At 76.5% G+C, this 15,054-nt stretch carries 14 protein-coding genes and 1 pseudogene; 14 read left to right on the forward strand and 1 reads right to left on the reverse strand.

Annotated elements, in window-relative coordinates:
• Window positions 1-129: 129 nt before the first annotated feature.
• The 12 genes and pseudogenes from FSW04_RS13300 to FSW04_RS13350 all read left to right on the forward strand — a co-directional run bounded on the left by FSW04_RS13300 (window position 130) and on the right by FSW04_RS13350 (window position 12,868).
• Window positions 130-1,977 carry a proton-conducting transporter transmembrane domain-containing protein gene (locus FSW04_RS13300; RefSeq protein ID WP_146919994.1) on the forward strand — a complete coding sequence of 616 codons (1,848 nt, stop codon included), beginning with the start codon at window positions 130-132 and terminating at the stop codon, window positions 1,975-1,977.
• Window positions 1,974-2,903: a respiratory chain complex I subunit 1 family protein gene (locus tag FSW04_RS13305; RefSeq protein WP_187368752.1), complete on the forward strand. Its 930-nt coding sequence runs from the start codon at window positions 1,974-1,976 to the stop codon at window positions 2,901-2,903. Before FSW04_RS13300 ends, FSW04_RS13305 begins: the two co-directional genes overlap by 4 nt.
• The gene (locus FSW04_RS13310) at window positions 2,900-3,517 is read left to right on the forward strand and encodes a hypothetical protein (protein ID WP_146919996.1); all 618 of its coding nucleotides are present in this window, start codon (window positions 2,900-2,902) and stop codon (window positions 3,515-3,517) included. The genes FSW04_RS13305 and FSW04_RS13310 overlap by 4 nt, the downstream gene beginning before the upstream one ends.
• The gene (locus FSW04_RS13315; protein WP_146919998.1) at window positions 3,510-4,976 is read left to right on the forward strand and encodes a proton-conducting transporter transmembrane domain-containing protein; all 1,467 of its coding nucleotides are present in this window, start codon (window positions 3,510-3,512) and stop codon (window positions 4,974-4,976) included. Before FSW04_RS13310 ends, FSW04_RS13315 begins: the two co-directional genes overlap by 8 nt.
• On the forward strand, window positions 4,973-6,424 hold the full coding sequence (locus tag FSW04_RS13320) for a hydrogenase large subunit (RefSeq protein WP_146920000.1): 1,452 nt from the start codon (window positions 4,973-4,975) through the stop codon (window positions 6,422-6,424). The genes FSW04_RS13315 and FSW04_RS13320 overlap by 4 nt, the downstream gene beginning before the upstream one ends.
• The gene (locus tag FSW04_RS13325; RefSeq protein WP_228430458.1) at window positions 6,425-6,892 is read left to right on the forward strand and encodes an NADH-quinone oxidoreductase subunit B family protein; all 468 of its coding nucleotides are present in this window, start codon (window positions 6,425-6,427) and stop codon (window positions 6,890-6,892) included.
• Window positions 6,893-6,933: 41 nt separating this feature from the next.
• Window positions 6,934-7,595: pseudogene (locus FSW04_RS27170) on the forward strand (FAD-binding oxidoreductase); the annotation flags it as partial.
• A gap of 231 nt (window positions 7,596-7,826) precedes the next feature.
• Window positions 7,827-8,612 carry an FAD-linked oxidase C-terminal domain-containing protein gene (locus FSW04_RS27175; protein ID WP_321167708.1) on the forward strand — a complete coding sequence of 262 codons (786 nt, stop codon included), beginning with the start codon at window positions 7,827-7,829 and terminating at the stop codon, window positions 8,610-8,612.
• An 8-nt stretch (window positions 8,613-8,620) separates the two neighbouring features.
• Window positions 8,621-9,388, forward strand: a complete 768-nt coding sequence (locus tag FSW04_RS13335; RefSeq protein ID WP_146920002.1) for a lysophospholipid acyltransferase family protein — start codon at window positions 8,621-8,623, stop codon at window positions 9,386-9,388.
• Between the two features lie 67 nt (window positions 9,389-9,455).
• A complete protein-coding gene (locus tag FSW04_RS13340) occupies window positions 9,456-9,728 on the forward strand; it encodes a hypothetical protein (protein WP_146920004.1) in 273 nt (90 codons plus the stop codon).
• Window positions 9,729-9,949: 221 nt separating this feature from the next.
• On the forward strand, window positions 9,950-10,792 hold the full coding sequence (locus FSW04_RS13345; RefSeq protein ID WP_146923729.1) for an alpha/beta hydrolase: 843 nt from the start codon (window positions 9,950-9,952) through the stop codon (window positions 10,790-10,792).
• A gap of 69 nt (window positions 10,793-10,861) precedes the next feature.
• Window positions 10,862-12,868 (forward strand): PKD domain-containing protein, encoded by a 2,007-nt coding sequence (locus tag FSW04_RS13350; RefSeq protein WP_228430460.1) that lies wholly within the window; start codon window positions 10,862-10,864, stop codon window positions 12,866-12,868.
• A gap of 14 nt (window positions 12,869-12,882) precedes the next feature.
• Here the strand turns inward: FSW04_RS13350 and FSW04_RS13355 are convergent, their stop codons facing one another.
• Entirely contained in the window at window positions 12,883-13,287 is a 405-nt protein-coding gene (locus tag FSW04_RS13355; RefSeq protein ID WP_146920006.1) for a hypothetical protein, read from the reverse strand.
• A 204-nt stretch (window positions 13,288-13,491) separates the two neighbouring features.
• On the opposite strand from FSW04_RS13355, the gene FSW04_RS13360 reads away from it, so the two are divergent.
• Window positions 13,492-14,139, forward strand: coding sequence for a LuxR C-terminal-related transcriptional regulator (locus tag FSW04_RS13360; protein ID WP_146920008.1), 648 nt, complete (start codon window positions 13,492-13,494; stop codon window positions 14,137-14,139).
• Complete coding sequence (locus FSW04_RS13365) at window positions 14,139-15,035, forward strand: Pvc16 family protein (protein ID WP_146920010.1); 897 nt, start codon at window positions 14,139-14,141, stop codon at window positions 15,033-15,035. Before FSW04_RS13360 ends, FSW04_RS13365 begins: the two co-directional genes overlap by 1 nt.
• The last annotated feature ends 19 nt before the right edge of the window (window positions 15,036-15,054 follow it).

The following is a 15,054-nucleotide window of genomic DNA, read 5'->3' on the forward strand; positions in this document are numbered from 1 at the left end:
CCTTGAGAGATCGCTGATGACCCAGACCGCCATCGAGGGGATCGCTCCATCCCCGTCGCGCTGATCGCCGGCGCGGCCCTCCTGGCCGCGGGCGTCCCGCTGGCCTTCGCACCCTGGGCGCGCGCCGCGGTGCTCGCGCCGTGCGCCGGATCGCTGCTGATCGCCGGGGGCGCCGTCGCGGTGCTGGCGGGCGCCGGTCCGGCCGGCGCGCCGTTCCACAGCACGCTGCACCCGCGCCTCGGCCTGGACGGCCTCAGCGCGCTGTTCGCCCTCGTCGTGTGCGGGTCGGTCGTCCCCGCGCTGGCGGCCGCGGGCGACGCGATGGCGGGCGCGCCCGCCCGGCGGCCGCTGCTCGCGCTGACCTGCGCGTTCGCCCTCGCGCTGCTCGGCGTCCTGGCCGCGCGAGACGTCGTGACGTTCCTCGGGGCGTGGGAGCTCATGACGCTGCTGCCCGCGACAGCGATCCTCGTCGCCCGGCGCGACCGCGCCGTACGCCGCACGGTCTTCGTCTACCTCGCGACGACCCACCTCGGCGGGGCGGGGGTCTGGGTCGCCCTGCTGCTGCTCGCCCAGCACGGGGCGGTCGGCGCCGCGCTGGGCGACGGGCCGCGCACGCTGGTCCTCGTCGCGGCTCTCGTCGGGTTCGGGACCAAGGCCGGCGTCATGCCGCTGCACGTCTGGCTGCCGCGCGCCCATCCCGTGGCGCCGAGCCACGTGTCGGCGCTCATGTCGGGCGTCATGGTCAAGGTCGCCCTGTACGGCCTGTTGCGCGTGCTGTTCGAGTGGGCGGCGCCCGCGCCGCGCTGGGCGGGCTTCGTGCTCCTGGGCGCCGGCGTGCTCTCGGCGGTCGCCGGGATCGTCTACGCGCTCGTGCAGCGCGAGCTCAAGCGGCTGCTGGCGTTCAGCACCGTCGAGAACGTCGGCATCATCGTCGCCGCCCTCGGGGCGTCGGTCCTGCTCTTCGCCGACCACCGCCCCGTCTGGGGCTCGATCGCCTTCGCGGCCGCGCTGCTGCACACGGTCACCCACGCCGTGGTCAAGACAATGCTCTTCCTGGCCGCCGGCGCCATCGGCCACGCCGCCGGCACCCTCGAGCTCGAGCGGCTCGGCGGGCTGCTGCGCCGCATGCCATGGACGGGCTGGTCGCTGGTGGCCGGGTGCGCGGCGATCGCGGGCCTGCCGCCGCTGGCCGGCTTCTCGTCGGAGTGGCTCGTGCTGGAGGCCACGCTGCACCTCGGCTCCGGCTCGCGCGCGGCCGACGCGGTCGCCGGCGCGCTGGCGACCGCGGGCCTGGCGGCCACGGCGGGCCTGGCGGTCCTGTGCTTCGTCAAGCTCGCCGGGCTCGTGCTGCTCGGCGCCGCGCGCAGCCCCGGCGCCGCCGAGGCGCAGGAGGTCCCCGCCGCCACGCGCGCCGCGCTCGTCACGGGCGCCGGCGCATGCGTCGCGCTCGGCGCGCTGGCCGGCGAGATCGTGCCCGTCCTGGCGCGCCTGGCGCCCGGCGACGCAACGGTCGCGGGCGGCGCCGCGCTGCGGCTGCCCGGCACCGGGAGCCTGCCCGCGGTGGGGCTGCTCGTGGCGCTCGGCCTGGTGTTCGGGCTGCTGCGCCGCGCGACGGGCCGCGCGCCACGGGCGGCCACGGCCCCGGCCTGGACGTGCGGCCAGCGCCTGGAGCCGGCGTTGGCCTACACCGGGGCGGGCTTCACCAAGCCGCTGCGCCTCGTGCTCGAGGCCGTCCTGCGGCCGGCGCGCGAGCTCGAGGTCGTCGACGGCGTGGGCGGCGTGCGGCGCATCCGCCATCGCGCCGAGGTCCCGCACCGCTTCGACGAGGAGCTCTACGCACCGCTGGCCCGCGGGGCGCTGCGCGGCGCGGCCGTGGCGCGGCGCCTGCAGTCGGGCAGCCTGCGGACCTACATCCTGTACATGCTCGCGCTCGTGATCGGGCTGCTGGCGCTCGCGCGCCTCGGAGGCCTGGCGTGACCGGCGCCGACGCCGGCGCCGGCGTCGCGCAGGTCGCGGGCGGCCTGGTGCTCGCGCCGCTGGCCGCGGGCTGGATCCAGCATCTCAAGGGGCGCCTGCAGGGCCGGCGTGGGCCGTCGGCGCTGCAGCCCTACCGCGACCTGCGCCGCCTGTGGGGCAAGAGCGCCGTGCAGCCCAGCGCCGCCGGGCCGCTGTACCGCGCCGCGCCCGCGGTCGTGGCGGCCGCCCTGCTCGTGGCCGCGCTCGTCGTGCCCGTCGGCGGCCGCGCGGCGGACTGGGGCGTCGGCCACGACGCGCTCGTCGTCATCGGCCTGCTCGCGCTGGCCCGCGGCGCCCTGGCGCTGTCGGCCTGGGACACCGGCGCGGGGTTCGGGCTCCTGGGCGCCGGGCGCGACCTGACCTTCGCGGTGTTCGTCGAGGGCGTGCTGCTGCTCGTGGTGCTGCTGGCCGGGCGGGCGGTGGGCGGCAGCACCGACCTCGTGGCGCTGTCGGGCGCGGCGGCGGGCGGCGCGCCCTGGCACTCGGCCGCGCACTGGTGCGCCGGGGCGGCCTTCGCGCTCGTCGCCCTGGCCGAGACCGGCCGCCAGCCCGTCGACAACCCCGACACCCACCTCGAGCTGACGATGGTCCACGAAGGCCCGCTGCTGGAGTACGCCGGGCGCGACCTGGCCTGCCTGCAGTGGGCCGCCGCCGCGCGGCTGTGGCTCATGCTCGTGCTGGCCGCCGGGCTCTTCGCGCCCACCACCGGCCCGTTCACGGCGCGGCTGGCGCTCGCGGCCGCGACGGTCGCCGTCCTCTGCGTGGCGATCGCGCTCACCGAGACCGCGCTGGCCAAGATGCGCATCCTGCGCGTGCCGGTGTTCGTCGGCGGGGCCGGCGCGCTCTGCCTCATCGGCCTGGCCGGCAGCCTGGTGCAGGGCGCGTGAGCGGCACGCTGCTCTGGGCGCTGGTGGCCCTCGGCCTGGCGGTCGTCGTGGCGCGCCGGCGCAGCGTGGCGATCGCGCTCGTCGCCGTGCAGTCCGTGCTGCTGGGCGCCTCGGCCATGACGGGGGCGATCGGCGACGAGCACGGCCTCGTCGTCGCCGGCGTCGTGGTGCTGGCGCGCGGGGTCGGCCTGCCCGGCCTGCTGCTGTGGGTCGTGCGCGGCACCCGCGAGCCGCGTCGCGTCGCGTCGGAGCGCTCCGTGCTCGGGCGGCTCGTGCTCGCCGTCGCGGCCGTCGGCGCCGCCGCCGCGCTCATCCCGCGCTTCGGCCTCGACGAGCCGGGCGCCGAGCGCGCGGTCGCGGCGCTGCTCGTGCTGGGGATCGTGATCGCCGCCGTGCGCCGCCCCGTCGTCTTCCAGGCCCTCGGCGTCCTCGTCGCCGAGAACGGGATCTACCTGGCCGGGCTGACGGTCGCCGGCGGGATCCCGGGCGCGATCGAGCTGGCCCTGCTCTTCGACGTCCTCGTCGTGCTGACCGTCGCGGCGGCGTTCGGCTCGCGGATCCACGAGGTCTTCGGCACGAGCGACACCAGCCTGCTGGCCGAGCTGCATGACTGAGGCCCTGGTCATCGCGATGCTCGCCGTGCCGGTCCTGGCCGCCGCGGTGCTCGCCCTGCCCGGCGCGCGGGGCGTCGCCGACCGCGTCAACCGCGCCGCCGCGATCGTCGTGGCCGGCCTGGCCCTGGCCGTCGCGGCGCCCCAGGTCGCGGCCGGCGGCCCGACGGCCGGGAGCTGGTGGGTGGTCGACCCGGCCGGGGCGGTGTTCCTGGCCGTCATCGCGGTCATCGGCCTGCTCAGCGCGCTGGCGTCGCCGGCGCACCTGGCCGGCGGCGGGCGCGGGTTCGTGGCCGTCCGGCACGCCGGCGGCTTCTACTACGCGGCGTTCCACCTGTTCTGGGCCGCGCTGCTGGCCGTGGCGGTCGTCGACAACCTCGCCGTGGCCTGGCTGCTCATCGAGGCCACGACCGCGGCGTCTGCGCTGCTCGTGGCCTCCAGCGGCCGTCCGAGCGCCCTCGAGGCCGGCTGGAAGTACCTCGTGCTCACGACGCTGGGGCTGGGCGTCGCGCTGCTGGGGATCATCGTCCTGTACGCGGGCCTGGGCCGCGGCCACGGCGCGCTGGGCACCCTGGACTGGCCCGCGATCCACGACCTGGCCGCGGGGCTGGACCCCGGCGCCGGGCTGCTGGCGCTCGTGCTCATCCTCGGCGGCCTGGCGACGAAGATCGGCTGGGCGCCGGTGCACAGCTGGCTGCCCGACGCCCACAGCGAGGCGCCGCCGCCCGTCAGCGCGATGCTGTCGGCGGCGCTGCTGCCGACCGTCATGCTCGTGGCCTGGCGCGTGCAGCTCGCGCTGCAGCCGGCCACCGACGGCACCTCGTCGGCGCTGCTGCTCGGCTTCGGCCTGGCGTCGCTGGCCGTCGCGGTGCCCTTCCTGTGGAGCGCGCTGCCGCTCAAGCGCCTGCTGGCCTACTCGAGCCTGGAGCACATGGGCGTGCTCGCGCTGGGCATGGGCTTCGTGAGCCCGCTGGCGACGGCCGGCGTCGTCGTCCACGTCGCCGGCCACGCGCTGGCCAAGGCGCTGGGGTTCTACGCGGCCGCGCCGCTGCTGCGGGCCGACCCGGGCCTGTCGGGGCGCCCGGCGCGGGCGCTGGCGTCGGCCTCGCCGCAGGGCGCGGTCGCCGTGGCGGTCGCGCTGCTGTCGCTGAGCGGGCTGCCGCCGTCGCCGCTGTTCTTCAGCGAGCTGCTCATCCTGCTCGGCGGCCTGGCCGCGGGCCAGACCGCCGTGGTCGTGGCCGCCGCGCTGCTGCTGGCGCTCGGCTTCCTCGGCCTGGTGCACGCCCTCATCGAGGGCATCGTCTCCGAGCGCCCCGCCGTCTCGCGCCACGGGCGCCGGCCGGAGCGGGGCCTGGTCGCGGTCACCGCGGTCGTCGTGGTCCTGCTCGTCGCGCTCTCGGGCGCCGCGTACCTGCTGCCCGGCTCCGACGTCGTGGGCCGGCTCATGGGCGGCGTGGCGTGACGCTCGCCGGGCCCACGGCGGCGCCGCCGCGTGCGGGCGTGACCGCGCGCGAGGTGGCGCCGGGCGACTGGGTCACGGCCGTCGCCTCCGGGCTGGCCGCGGGCCACGCGTTCGCGGGGCTGCACGCCCTCGGCGGCCCCGCCGGGCCCGGCGTGCGCCTGGCGATGGTGCGCGGCGCCGAGCACCTCCTGCTCACCGCCCGCGCCCCCGGGCGGCGCGTCGCGTCGGTCGCCCCGGTGCTGCCGGCCGCCGTGTGGGACGAGCGCGAGGCCCACGACCTGCACGGCTGGGCGTTCACCGGGCACGAGCCCATGCGGCCGCTGGCCGACCACGGCGTGCCGACCGCCGCGTGGACGCCGGAGGTCGACGGGCGCGACGTCCACCAGATGGCCGTCGGGCCGGTGCACGCCGGGATCATCGAGTCCGGTCACTTCCGCTTCCAGGTCGTGGGGGAGCGGATCCTGCACGTCGACCTGCGGCTGTTCTACAAGCACCGCGGCCTGGAGGCCGCGGCCGAGGGCCTCGGCCACGAGCAGGCGCTCGCCCACGTCCAGCGAGCGTGCGCCGCCGACGCGGTGGCCAACACGGTGGCCTACGCCCAGGCCTGCGAGGCGGCCCTCGGCCTCTGGCCGACGCCCGGCCTGCGGCGGGAGCGCACGCTCCTGCTCGAGCTCGAGCGCCTCTACAACCACCTGCACGACCTCTCCGCGGTCTGTGCCGGGGTCGGCTTCGCACCCGGGGCGATGCTCTTCGGGGCGCTCAAGGAGCGCGCCCAGCGGCTCAACGCCCGCCTCTGCGGCCACCGGTTCCTCTTCGGCACGATCGCGGTCGGGCGCAGCGGGCTCGCCGCCGGGCCGATGACCGGCGACGAGCTCCGGGGCGGCCTGGTCGACCTGGCGCGCGAGGTCGCGCGGGCCTGGCACGAGCTGCAGTTCGCGGGCTCGCTGCAGGACCGGCTCGAGGGCACGGGGCTCACCGCGGCCGCCGACGTGCTGCGGCTGGGGGCGGTGGGCCCCGCGGCCCGCGCGGCGGGCGTCGCGGCCGATGCGCGCACCGCCGCGCCGCGCCTGGCCTACGACGGCTTCGCCCCCGCCGTCCCCGAGGCGCCCACCGGCGACGTCGCCGCGCGGGTCCAGGTGCGCGCGGCCGAGCTGACCGCCACGCTGGGGCGGCTCGACACGCTGCTGGCCCAGCCGCCGGCGGGCCCGGCGGCCGCCGGGCGCGAGGGCGACGCCGGCGGCCTCGGCGCCGCGACGGTCGAGAGCCCGCGCGGGGCGACGACGTGCGTCGTGGAGCTGGCCGGCGACGCGGTCGCCCGCGTGCACCTGCGCACGGGCTCCTACGCGAACTGGCCGCTGCTCGCGCTGGCGGTGCGCGGCGAGCTGCTGGCCGACTTCCCGCTCATCAACAAGAGCTTCGAGCTCTGCTACGCCTGCGTGGACCGCTGAGTGTTCGTCCTGCTCCGCCACCTTCAGCAGCTGCGCCGCTCGGCGGCCCTGCCGCGCACGGCGACGCGCGGCTCGCTCGCCCTGCGCCACGTCGACGCCGGCTCGTGCAACGGCTGCGAGCACGAGCTCGGCGCCGTCACCGGCGTCTACTACGACCTCCAGCAGTACGGGCTCGACGTCGTCGCGTCCCCGCGCCACGCCGACGTGCTCCTGGTCACCGGCGCCGTGACGACGCGGATGGCCGGGCCGCTGCAGGCGGCGTACGCGGCGATGCCCGAGCCGCGGCTGGTCGCCGCGCTCGGCGACTGCGCGCTGGGCCGCGGCGTCCTGGGCACGGCGTCCGAGCTCGCCGGGCCGCTGGACGGCCTGCTGCCCGTCGACCTGCGGATCCCGGGCTGCCCGCCGGCGCCGGCCGTGATCGCGGAGCACCTCGTCGCGGCCCTGCGCGACCGCGCGGCCGGCAGCTAAGGTCGGCAGCGACGGCGACGAAAAGGACGGCCATGGCCGCGATGAAGTGGGCAGGGTGGGGCGAGGAGGACGTGGCGTTCTCGGCGGAGGACAAGCCCGCGCTCGGGCCGTTCCTGGAGACGCACCTGGGGCTCGATCTCGGGCGCGTGCGGCAGCGCCCGGCCGCGTTCGGCGACCTCGAGGTGCCCGCGCCCTCGGCCGAGCCCGAGCTGCTCGCGGCGCTGGGGGAGGCCGTCGGCGCCGAGCACGTCTCCCAGGACGCGCGCGACCGCGTGCTGCACGCCCGCGGCAAGAGCCTGCGCGACCTCGTGCGCCACCGGCGCGGCGAGATCGGCCGCATCCCCGACGTCGTCGTGCGCCCGGCCGACGAGGACCAGATCGCCGCGGTCCTGCGCGAGGCGCTGGACGCCGACGCCGTGCTCATCCCGTTCGGCGGCGGCACGAACATCTCCGGCAGCCTCGAGGTGCCCCCCGACGAGGCGCGCACCGTCATCTCGCTCGACCTCGGCCGGATGGACCGCGTCCTGGAGATCGACGAGGTCTCGCGGCTGGCGCGCGTGCAGCCCGGCGTCTTCGGCCCGCACCTGGAGCAGCAGCTCACCGCGCGCGGCTGGACCCTGGGCCACTACCCCGACAGCTTCACCCACTCCACGCTGGGGGCTGGATCGCGACGCGCTCGTCGGGCATGCAGTCCGACAAGTACGGCGACGTCGCCGACCTCACGCGCGGCCTGCGCGTCGTGACGCCGTCGGGCCTGCTCGTCGTGCGGCCGGTCCCCGCGACGTCGACCGGGCCCAGCGTCCGGGAGATGGTCCTGGGCAGCGAGGGCCGGCTCGGGATCATCAGCGAGGCGACGGTGCAGGTGCACCGCGTGCCCGCCGAGCGCGTGATCCTGGGCTACCTGTTCCCGTCGTGGGCCGAGTCCCTGGCGGCGATGCGCGACCTGGCCGCCTCGGAGGCCACGCCGTCGGTCACCCGGGTATCCGACGCGCCGGAGACGGTGTTCTCCTTCGCCACCAAGAAGGGCAACTCGGTCGCCGACCGGCTCAAGTCCCGGGCGCTGAAGGAGTTCCTCGCGCGCCGCCGCGGCTTCGACGTGTCGGCGATGTGCCTGTCGTTCATCGGCTTCGAGGGCAGCGAGCGCCACGTCGCCGCGCAGCGGCGTGCCACCGGGCGGATCGTGGCGGCCCACGGCGGCGTGTGCATCGGCAGCGGACCCGGGGAGCTCTACGACCAGAAGAAGTTCGACACCCCGTACATCCGCGACTACCTGCTCGACCGCGGCGCCCTGGCCGACGTGTCGGAGACCTCGGCCCCGTGGAGCGCGCTGCCGCACGTCTACGAGGCGGCGATGGGCGCGGGACGCGGCGCGTTCGGCGAGCTCGGCGTCAAGGGCTACATCATGAGCCATCTGTCGCACTCCTACCACGGGGGCGCCTGCCTGTACTTCACGTTCGCGTTCACGCCGGTCGCCGGGCGCGACGCGCTGGCCGACTACGACGTCGTCAAGTCGGCCATCCAGCAGGCCTTCGTCGACTCGGGCGCGACGCTCTCCCACCACCACGCCGTCGGCACCGAGCACGCGCGCTGGCTCGAGCAGGACATCTCGGCGCCCGGCGTTGCGCTCGTGCGCGCGGTGTTCGACGCCGCCGACCCGGGCGCGAACCTCAACCCCGGCAAGATCACCGGGGCCGCGAAACCCACGGCCGCGGCGGGGTAACAGGACGTATGGCGGATCGCAGCCCGTTCGCACGGCTCGACGCGCCCTGGGCGCGGCGCCCGCCGGCGCGGGCGGTGCGCGAGGTGTTCCTCATGGCCGTGCTCGGCCCGATCATGGACCTCTACACCCGGCGGCGGGTGGGCGGCCGCCGGCACCTGTCCGGCGTGCGCGGGCCGGTGGTCTTCGTCGCCAACCACTCGAGCCACATGGACACGCCGACCATCCTGCGCTCGCTGCCGCGCCACCTGCGCCGGCGCACGGCCGTGGCCGCCGCCGCGGACTACTTCTACCGCAGCCGCACGCGGGCGGCCGCGGTCTCGCTGGCCTTCAACACCGTGCCGATGCAGCGCCACGGCGGCGGCCTGCACCCGGCCTCCACGCAGCACGTCGACGAGCTGCTGCAGCAGCGCTGGAGCCTGCTCATGTTCGCCGAGGGGACCCGCTCGCGCCGCGGCGACGTCGGGCGCCTGCGCTCGGGCGCGGCGGTCCTGGCCGCCCAGCACGACGTCGCGCTGGTCCCCGTCTACGTCGGCGGCACCCACGCCGCGATGCCGCCCGGCCAGGGCTGGCCGCGCCGCGAGCCCGGCCGCGGGCCGGGCCGCCGGCACCCGATCGAGGTGCGCTTCGGGCCGCCGATCCGCCCTCGCGCGGGGGAGGACCGCCGGCAGGTCATGGAGCGCGTGCGCCTGTTCTTCGCCGAGTCCGGGGCGACCACGACGCCCGCCGGCCGCGGCGCCGACGCGGCCGCGCCCGCGCTCGGGCCCCGGACCGGGTAGGACACCGCGCGTCCAGGACGGGCGGCGCGGCGTCAGGCCCGCGACGGTGCCGGTCGATGAGACCACCATGCCCTCTCGAGGCCGGGCCGCCGGCCTGCACCCCACCATCCCCGCACCGCCCGCCGACCGCCTGCCGGCGCCCGTCGCCGATGCGGTGCGCGCCGCTGAGCGCCACGCCCGCGGCGGCCCGCCGCCGTCGGTCGCCCAGACCGCGGCGCTCGTCGAGCTGACCAGCTGGGCGTTCCACGGCGTCGCGCCGGGGCACGAGGCCTACGAGGACCGCCTGTCGGCGTGGATCGCCGGCGTGCAGGCGCGGCACGGCGGCCGCGCAGCCTCCTAGCGACGCCCCGGCCGCGCGTCGGCGGCGCCGACGCGCGATGGCGCAGCGGCACCACGCGTGGATGGTCGCGCGCGAAGCCGCGCGGCACCGTCTTCAGCGAACAGGCCGGCCGCCGAGAGCTCGACGGGTGGTGTGCCGGGGGGCACCTTGGCATGATGGCGCTCGTGGCCGCCGCGCCCGCGGCGACCGCCGACCGGGGCATCGACAGAAAGGCGGGGCGCATGGCCACGATCACCGATCTCGAGGGCCGGCAGGTCGACCGCGCCAACGCGACGGGGCTGACGCCGGTGGTGTTCATCCACGGCCTCTGGCTCCTGCCGAGCAGCTGGGACCGCTGGGCCGCGGTGTTCGAGGAGGCCGGCTACACGCCGCTGACCCCGGGGTGGCCCGACGACCCGCAGACCGTCGAGGAGGCCAACGCCCGCCCGGAGGTCTTCGCCCACAAGACCGTCGGCCAGGTGGCCGACCACTTCGGCGAGGTCATCGGCGGACTCGTCAGGAAGCCCGCCGTCATCGGGCACTCCTTCGGGGGCCTGCTGACCCAGATCATCGCCGGCCGCGGCCTCGCGGCCGTCTCGGTGGCCATCGACCCGGCGCCGTTCCGGGGCGTGCTGCCGCTGCCGATCTCCGCGCTGAAGTCCGCCTCGCCCGTGCTCGGCAACCCGGCCAACCGCAACCGCGCCGTGCCGCTGACCTACGAGCAGTTCCGGTTCGGCTTCGCCAACGCGGTGAGCGAGGAGGAGGCGACCGAGCTGTATCGCGAGTACGCGGTCCCGGCCGCGGGCGCGCCGCTGTTCCAGGCCGCGACCGCCAACCTCAACCCGTGGACGGAGGCCAAGGTCAACAGCAAGAACCCCGAGCGCGGGCCGCTGCTGATCATCTCGGGCGAGAAGGACAACACGGTGCCGTGGGCGATCGCCAACGCCTCGTTCAAGAAGCAGAAGCGCAACCCGGGCGTCACCGAGATCACCGAGATCGCGGGCCGGGGCCACGCGCTGACGATCGACAGCGGCTGGCGCGAGGTCGCCGACACGGCGCTGGCGTTCGTGAAGCGCTTCACCTAGGGCGGGGCGCCCCGGTACAGTCGGCCGACGGGGACGCAGCACGGAAACGGCATTCCAAGGGAGGCACAGGTGCTCGGTCAGGTCGGTTGGAGAAGGATCCTCGGCGCGGCATGGCTCCTGGCGGTGACCGCGCTCGGCGCGATCGGGGCGACCGTGGCGTCGGCCGGCTGGCTCGGCGCGGGCGAGCCGGTGGTCAACCCGGCGGGCAACGCGGTCGGGGCGCCGTCGCTGGCCGTCGCGCGCGACGGGACGGCCTTCGTCGCCTTCCAGCACTTCGTCGGCGCCACGAGCCGGGCCTCGGTGATCATCCGCGGGCCGGGGGGCGCGTTCGGCGCGCCGCGGGATCTGTCGGATCCCAACCATGACGCGTTCAGCCCGGCGATCGCCGTCGACCGCCAGGGCAACGCGACGTTGGCGTGGCTCGACAACACCGACGGCATCCGCGTGAACTTCCGGCCCGCCGGAGGGGACTGGGCGGCGACCTCGCAGCTGCTCGCCGCCGGGCCGATCTTCAACGGGCCCAGCGTCGCGGTCGGCGACAACGGCGCGGCGGTCGTCGCCTGGGGTCGCAACACCGGGGGGCAGGTCACCCAGGTCGAGGCCAAGATCCGCGCCGGGGCGGGCCAGTCCTTCGGGTCGCTGCTGACCCTGTCGCCCAACGCCGGCACCGGCCTGTGCCGCCCGCCGAAGGTCGCGATGGACGCCGCCGGCGACATGGCGGCAATCTGGACCCGGCGCACGAGCAACGCCGGCGACTACCACGTCGAGTCCGCGGTCAAGCCGGCCGGCGGCGCGCTGCAGCCGCCCGAGCCGCGGTCGCCGACGACGGGCAACTCGGACTGCAACGTCGACATCCACATGACGCCCGGCGGCAACGTGACGGCGATGTGGGACTTCAACGACACCGTCAACCCGACGTTCGTCTCCTACGAGGACCGCAGCGCCCCGTTCGCGAGCGGGACGTGGGGCGGGGCGGCGAAGCTGTCGGTGCCCAGCGTGACGTCGTTCGCCCCGGCCTTCTCGCTCGACGAGCACGGCGACACCGCCGCCACCTGGCTCGCGGGCGGACAGCTGTTCTCCGCGGTCCGCCGGGGCTCGGGCGGCTTCACCCCAGCCAAGGCGCTGTCGGGCGCAACCGGCACGTCGCCAGGCGCGGTCGGCGCGTCGCCGACGGGCGATGCGCTGGCGGCCTTCGTCGGCATGTCCAACGGGACCGATGCGATCTTCGGCGCCCACCGCGGGCCGACCACCGACTTCGGCGAGGTCACCCCGGTCGCCACCACGCCGCCGGGCGCCGTCAGCCTGGACTCGCCCGACGTCGCGCTGGACGACCAGGGCAACGGCTTCGCCGCGTGGGAGCGCAACGCCAACAACACCTACTCGGTGCAGGTCGCCGGCTACGACCCCGTCGCACCGGCGATCTCCGTGCTGGCGGTCCCCGCGGCCGGGACCGCCGGGCAGCCCGTCGGCATGGCCGCCACCGCCACCGACCGCATGTCGGGCGCCGCGGTGCACTTCGACTTCGGCGACGGCGGGGGCGCCGACGGGGCCGGCGTCACGCACGTCTACGGCGCGGCCGGCGCCTACACGGTGACCGCGACCGCCACCGACGGCGCCGGCAATCGCTCGTCCGCGGCGGCCGTCATCCAGATCGCCCCGGCGCCCGCGGGCGGCGGGGGCGCCGGCGGGGGCGGGGGCGGCGGGCCGAAGGTCACGCCGAGCGTGGCCGCGGTGACGTCGCTGACCTGGGACCGCCTGTCCAGCGGCAGCACGCGCATCAAGACCCTCGTGCTCGAACGGCTGGCCGGACCCGAGAAGGTCCGGCTCGCCTGCCTGGGCAGGAGGCTCGGGTGCCGCAAGGCCGCCACGCGGACGATCACCAGGCACGGCCGGAAGCTCAGCCTCACCAAGTACGTCAAGGGCATGACGCTGCGGCCGCGGGCGCAGATCACGCTGACCGTCACCCGCCCGGGCTACATCGCGCGGATCTTCAAGTACACGATGGTCAACCGTCGCGACCCGAGGAAGACCACCCGCTGCCTGGCGCCGGGGGCGAAGAAGTCGCGGACCTGCTGAGCCGCCGCGGACGATCAGCCGCTGCCGCCGCCGACGACCGTGTCGCCGCCGGTGGACTTCGGCTTGCTCGTGGCTTTGGGGGCCGACTGCACCGGGGTGCTCTGGACCGGCGCGCTCTGCACCGGGGAGCTCGAGGTCGAGGGCGACGACGCCGCCGGCGTCGAGGACCCGGAGGAGGAGGGCTTCTTGGCCTTCTTCCTGATCGGCGCCGCGGCCAGCGCGGGCACCGCGGCGGCCGCCGTCTGCGGCGCGGTGACCTTCGGGGCCTGCGCGGGCAGCGCGACGACCGGGGCGGCCGTGGGCGCCGCCGTGCCGCCCCCCGAGGACTTCGTGGCGAGGCCGATCCCGAACGCCGCGGCGAAGGCGATGAGCGCCGCCACCGCGATGGGCAGGACCGGGAGCGAGCGCGTGGTCGTCATGGGGCGATCGTAGTGCGGCCCCGGCGCGGCGCCCAGCCCCGAAGGGGCAACCGTCTTGACGCACCGATCGGCACCGGGATACGGTCGGGCCGACAGCAGGACCAGGCAGGCCCCCGACCGAAGGGACCGGGTCGTGCGCGTTCGTCGGCCACCGCAGACACGCTGGGGCCGCGCACTCCGCGCGGCGCTCGCCGGTGCGCGCGCATGACCGACGCGATGCACGTCTTCGTCGTCGAGCCCCATCCGATCTTCCGGCGCGGGCTGACAGAGTGCCTGCGGTCGCTGCAGGCCGTCGGGCGCGTCACCGAGTCCGCCGAGGTGGCCGAGGCGATCGCCCATCCGGCCTTCGCCGACGCCGACGTCGTCGTCGTCGACCACGAGCTCCCGGGCACGCGAGGCCTGCTGCGGGCCCGCGACGGCCAGGGCGACGGCGTCATCGTCCTGCTGGCCGACAGCTACGGCGACATCCGCGAGGCCGTCGAGGCCGGCGCCATCGGGTTCCTGTCGCGCAGCACGCTGACCCCCGAGTCGCTCGCCGGCGCGGTGCAGGCGGCGGCCAACGGGACGCGCGTCGTGACGCCGGGGCTGCTGGCCGGGCTCGCGGGCCGGCGGCCGGCCGCGACGGGCACGGCGGTCGGCGCCGGCGGACCCCCGGGCGCCTCCTGGCTCAGCGGCCGCGAGCAGCAGGTCCTCACGCTCATCGCCGATGGGCTGCCGACCCGCGAGGTGGCCCAGCGGCTGTCCTACAGCGAGCGGACCGTCAAGAACGTGCTGCACGACGTCGTGATCAAGCTGGGGGCCCGGAGCCGCTCGCAGGCCGTCGCCCATGCGGTGCGCGACGGGCTGATCTGATGGCGCTCATCGTCGACGTCCCGCTGAACACCAGCATCGCCGACCTCGACGAGGCGCTGCGCACGCTCCTGCGCCGCGAGCTGGAGCGCCACGGCTTCGAGGGCGTCGACGTGGCCTTCGACGCGCCGTCGAAGGAGTGGTCGGGCAAGCTGACCAGCCCGACCGTCGACCTCTTCCTCTACGACCTGCGCGAGGCGCTGGACCGCACGGTCGCCACGCCGACCGAGCAGCGCGGCAACGGCCAGACCGTCGTGCACCAGCCGCCGATGCGCCTCGAGCTGACCTACGCGGTGACCGCGTGGACCCAGGCGGTGGAGGACGAGCACCGCCTGCTGTCCCAGGTGCTGGCGATCCTCATCTCGCACCGCAAGCTGCCCGCCGACGTGCTCGAGGGCCGGCCCGGCGGCCCGCGCCTGCCCGAGATCGCGACGTCCGTGGGCCGCCCGCGCGAGGAGAAGGCCGACTTCTGGACGTCGGTCGGCGGTCAGTACAAGGCGTCGATCGACCTCGTGGCCCACCTGCCGGTCGAGTCGGGCGCGACCTTCGTGCGCGGTCCCGAGGTGCGCACCCAGACGCTGCGCGTGGGGGTGGCCGAGGGCGGCCGCGGGACGCTGACCGAGCTGCACCGCTGCGGCGGCACCGTGCTCGACGCCGAGGGCGAGCCCGTCCGCGACGCGTGGGTCGCCCTCCCGGACTCCGGGCGCTGGACGGCGACCGACCGCGACGGGCGGTTCCGGCTCGGCCGCGTGCCCTCCGGCGAGCAGCGCGTGATCGTCCGGACCGCCGCCGGCGACGAGGCCGAGGCCGTCGTCACGGTGCCCGGGCCGGGGGCCGATCTCGTCGTCGGAGGGCGGCCGAAGCGACGGTCGGGCAAGCGCGACGACGACGGCACGTGATGGGTCGATCGGGCAACGA

Origin of the sequence: Baekduia soli (assembly GCF_007970665.1) — a bacterium.
Taxonomy (GTDB): domain Bacteria; phylum Actinomycetota; class Thermoleophilia; order Solirubrobacterales; family Solirubrobacteraceae; genus Baekduia; species Baekduia soli.

Bases quoted from the DNA above. Each gene is read 5' to 3' on its own strand.
- FSW04_RS27175 (WP_321167708.1), top strand. From the start codon at position 7,827: ATGCGCGACCTGGCCGCCTCGGAGGCCACGCCGTCGGTCACCCGGGTA.
- FSW04_RS13340 (WP_146920004.1), top strand. From the start codon at position 9,456: ATGCCCTCTCGAGGCCGGGCCGCCGGCCTGCACCCCACCATCCCCGCA.
- FSW04_RS13355 (WP_146920006.1), bottom strand. From the start codon at position 13,287: ATGACGACCACGCGCTCGCTCCCGGTCCTGCCCATCGCGGTGGCGGCG.
- FSW04_RS13365 (WP_146920010.1), top strand. From the start codon at position 14,139: ATGGCGCTCATCGTCGACGTCCCGCTGAACACCAGCATCGCCGACCTC.
- FSW04_RS13315 (WP_146919998.1), top strand. From the start codon at position 3,510: ATGACTGAGGCCCTGGTCATCGCGATGCTCGCCGTGCCGGTCCTGGCC.
- FSW04_RS13345 (WP_146923729.1), top strand. From the start codon at position 9,950: ATGGCCACGATCACCGATCTCGAGGGCCGGCAGGTCGACCGCGCCAAC.
- FSW04_RS13335 (WP_146920002.1), top strand. From the start codon at position 8,621: ATGGCGGATCGCAGCCCGTTCGCACGGCTCGACGCGCCCTGGGCGCGG.
- FSW04_RS13360 (WP_146920008.1), top strand. From the start codon at position 13,492: ATGACCGACGCGATGCACGTCTTCGTCGTCGAGCCCCATCCGATCTTC.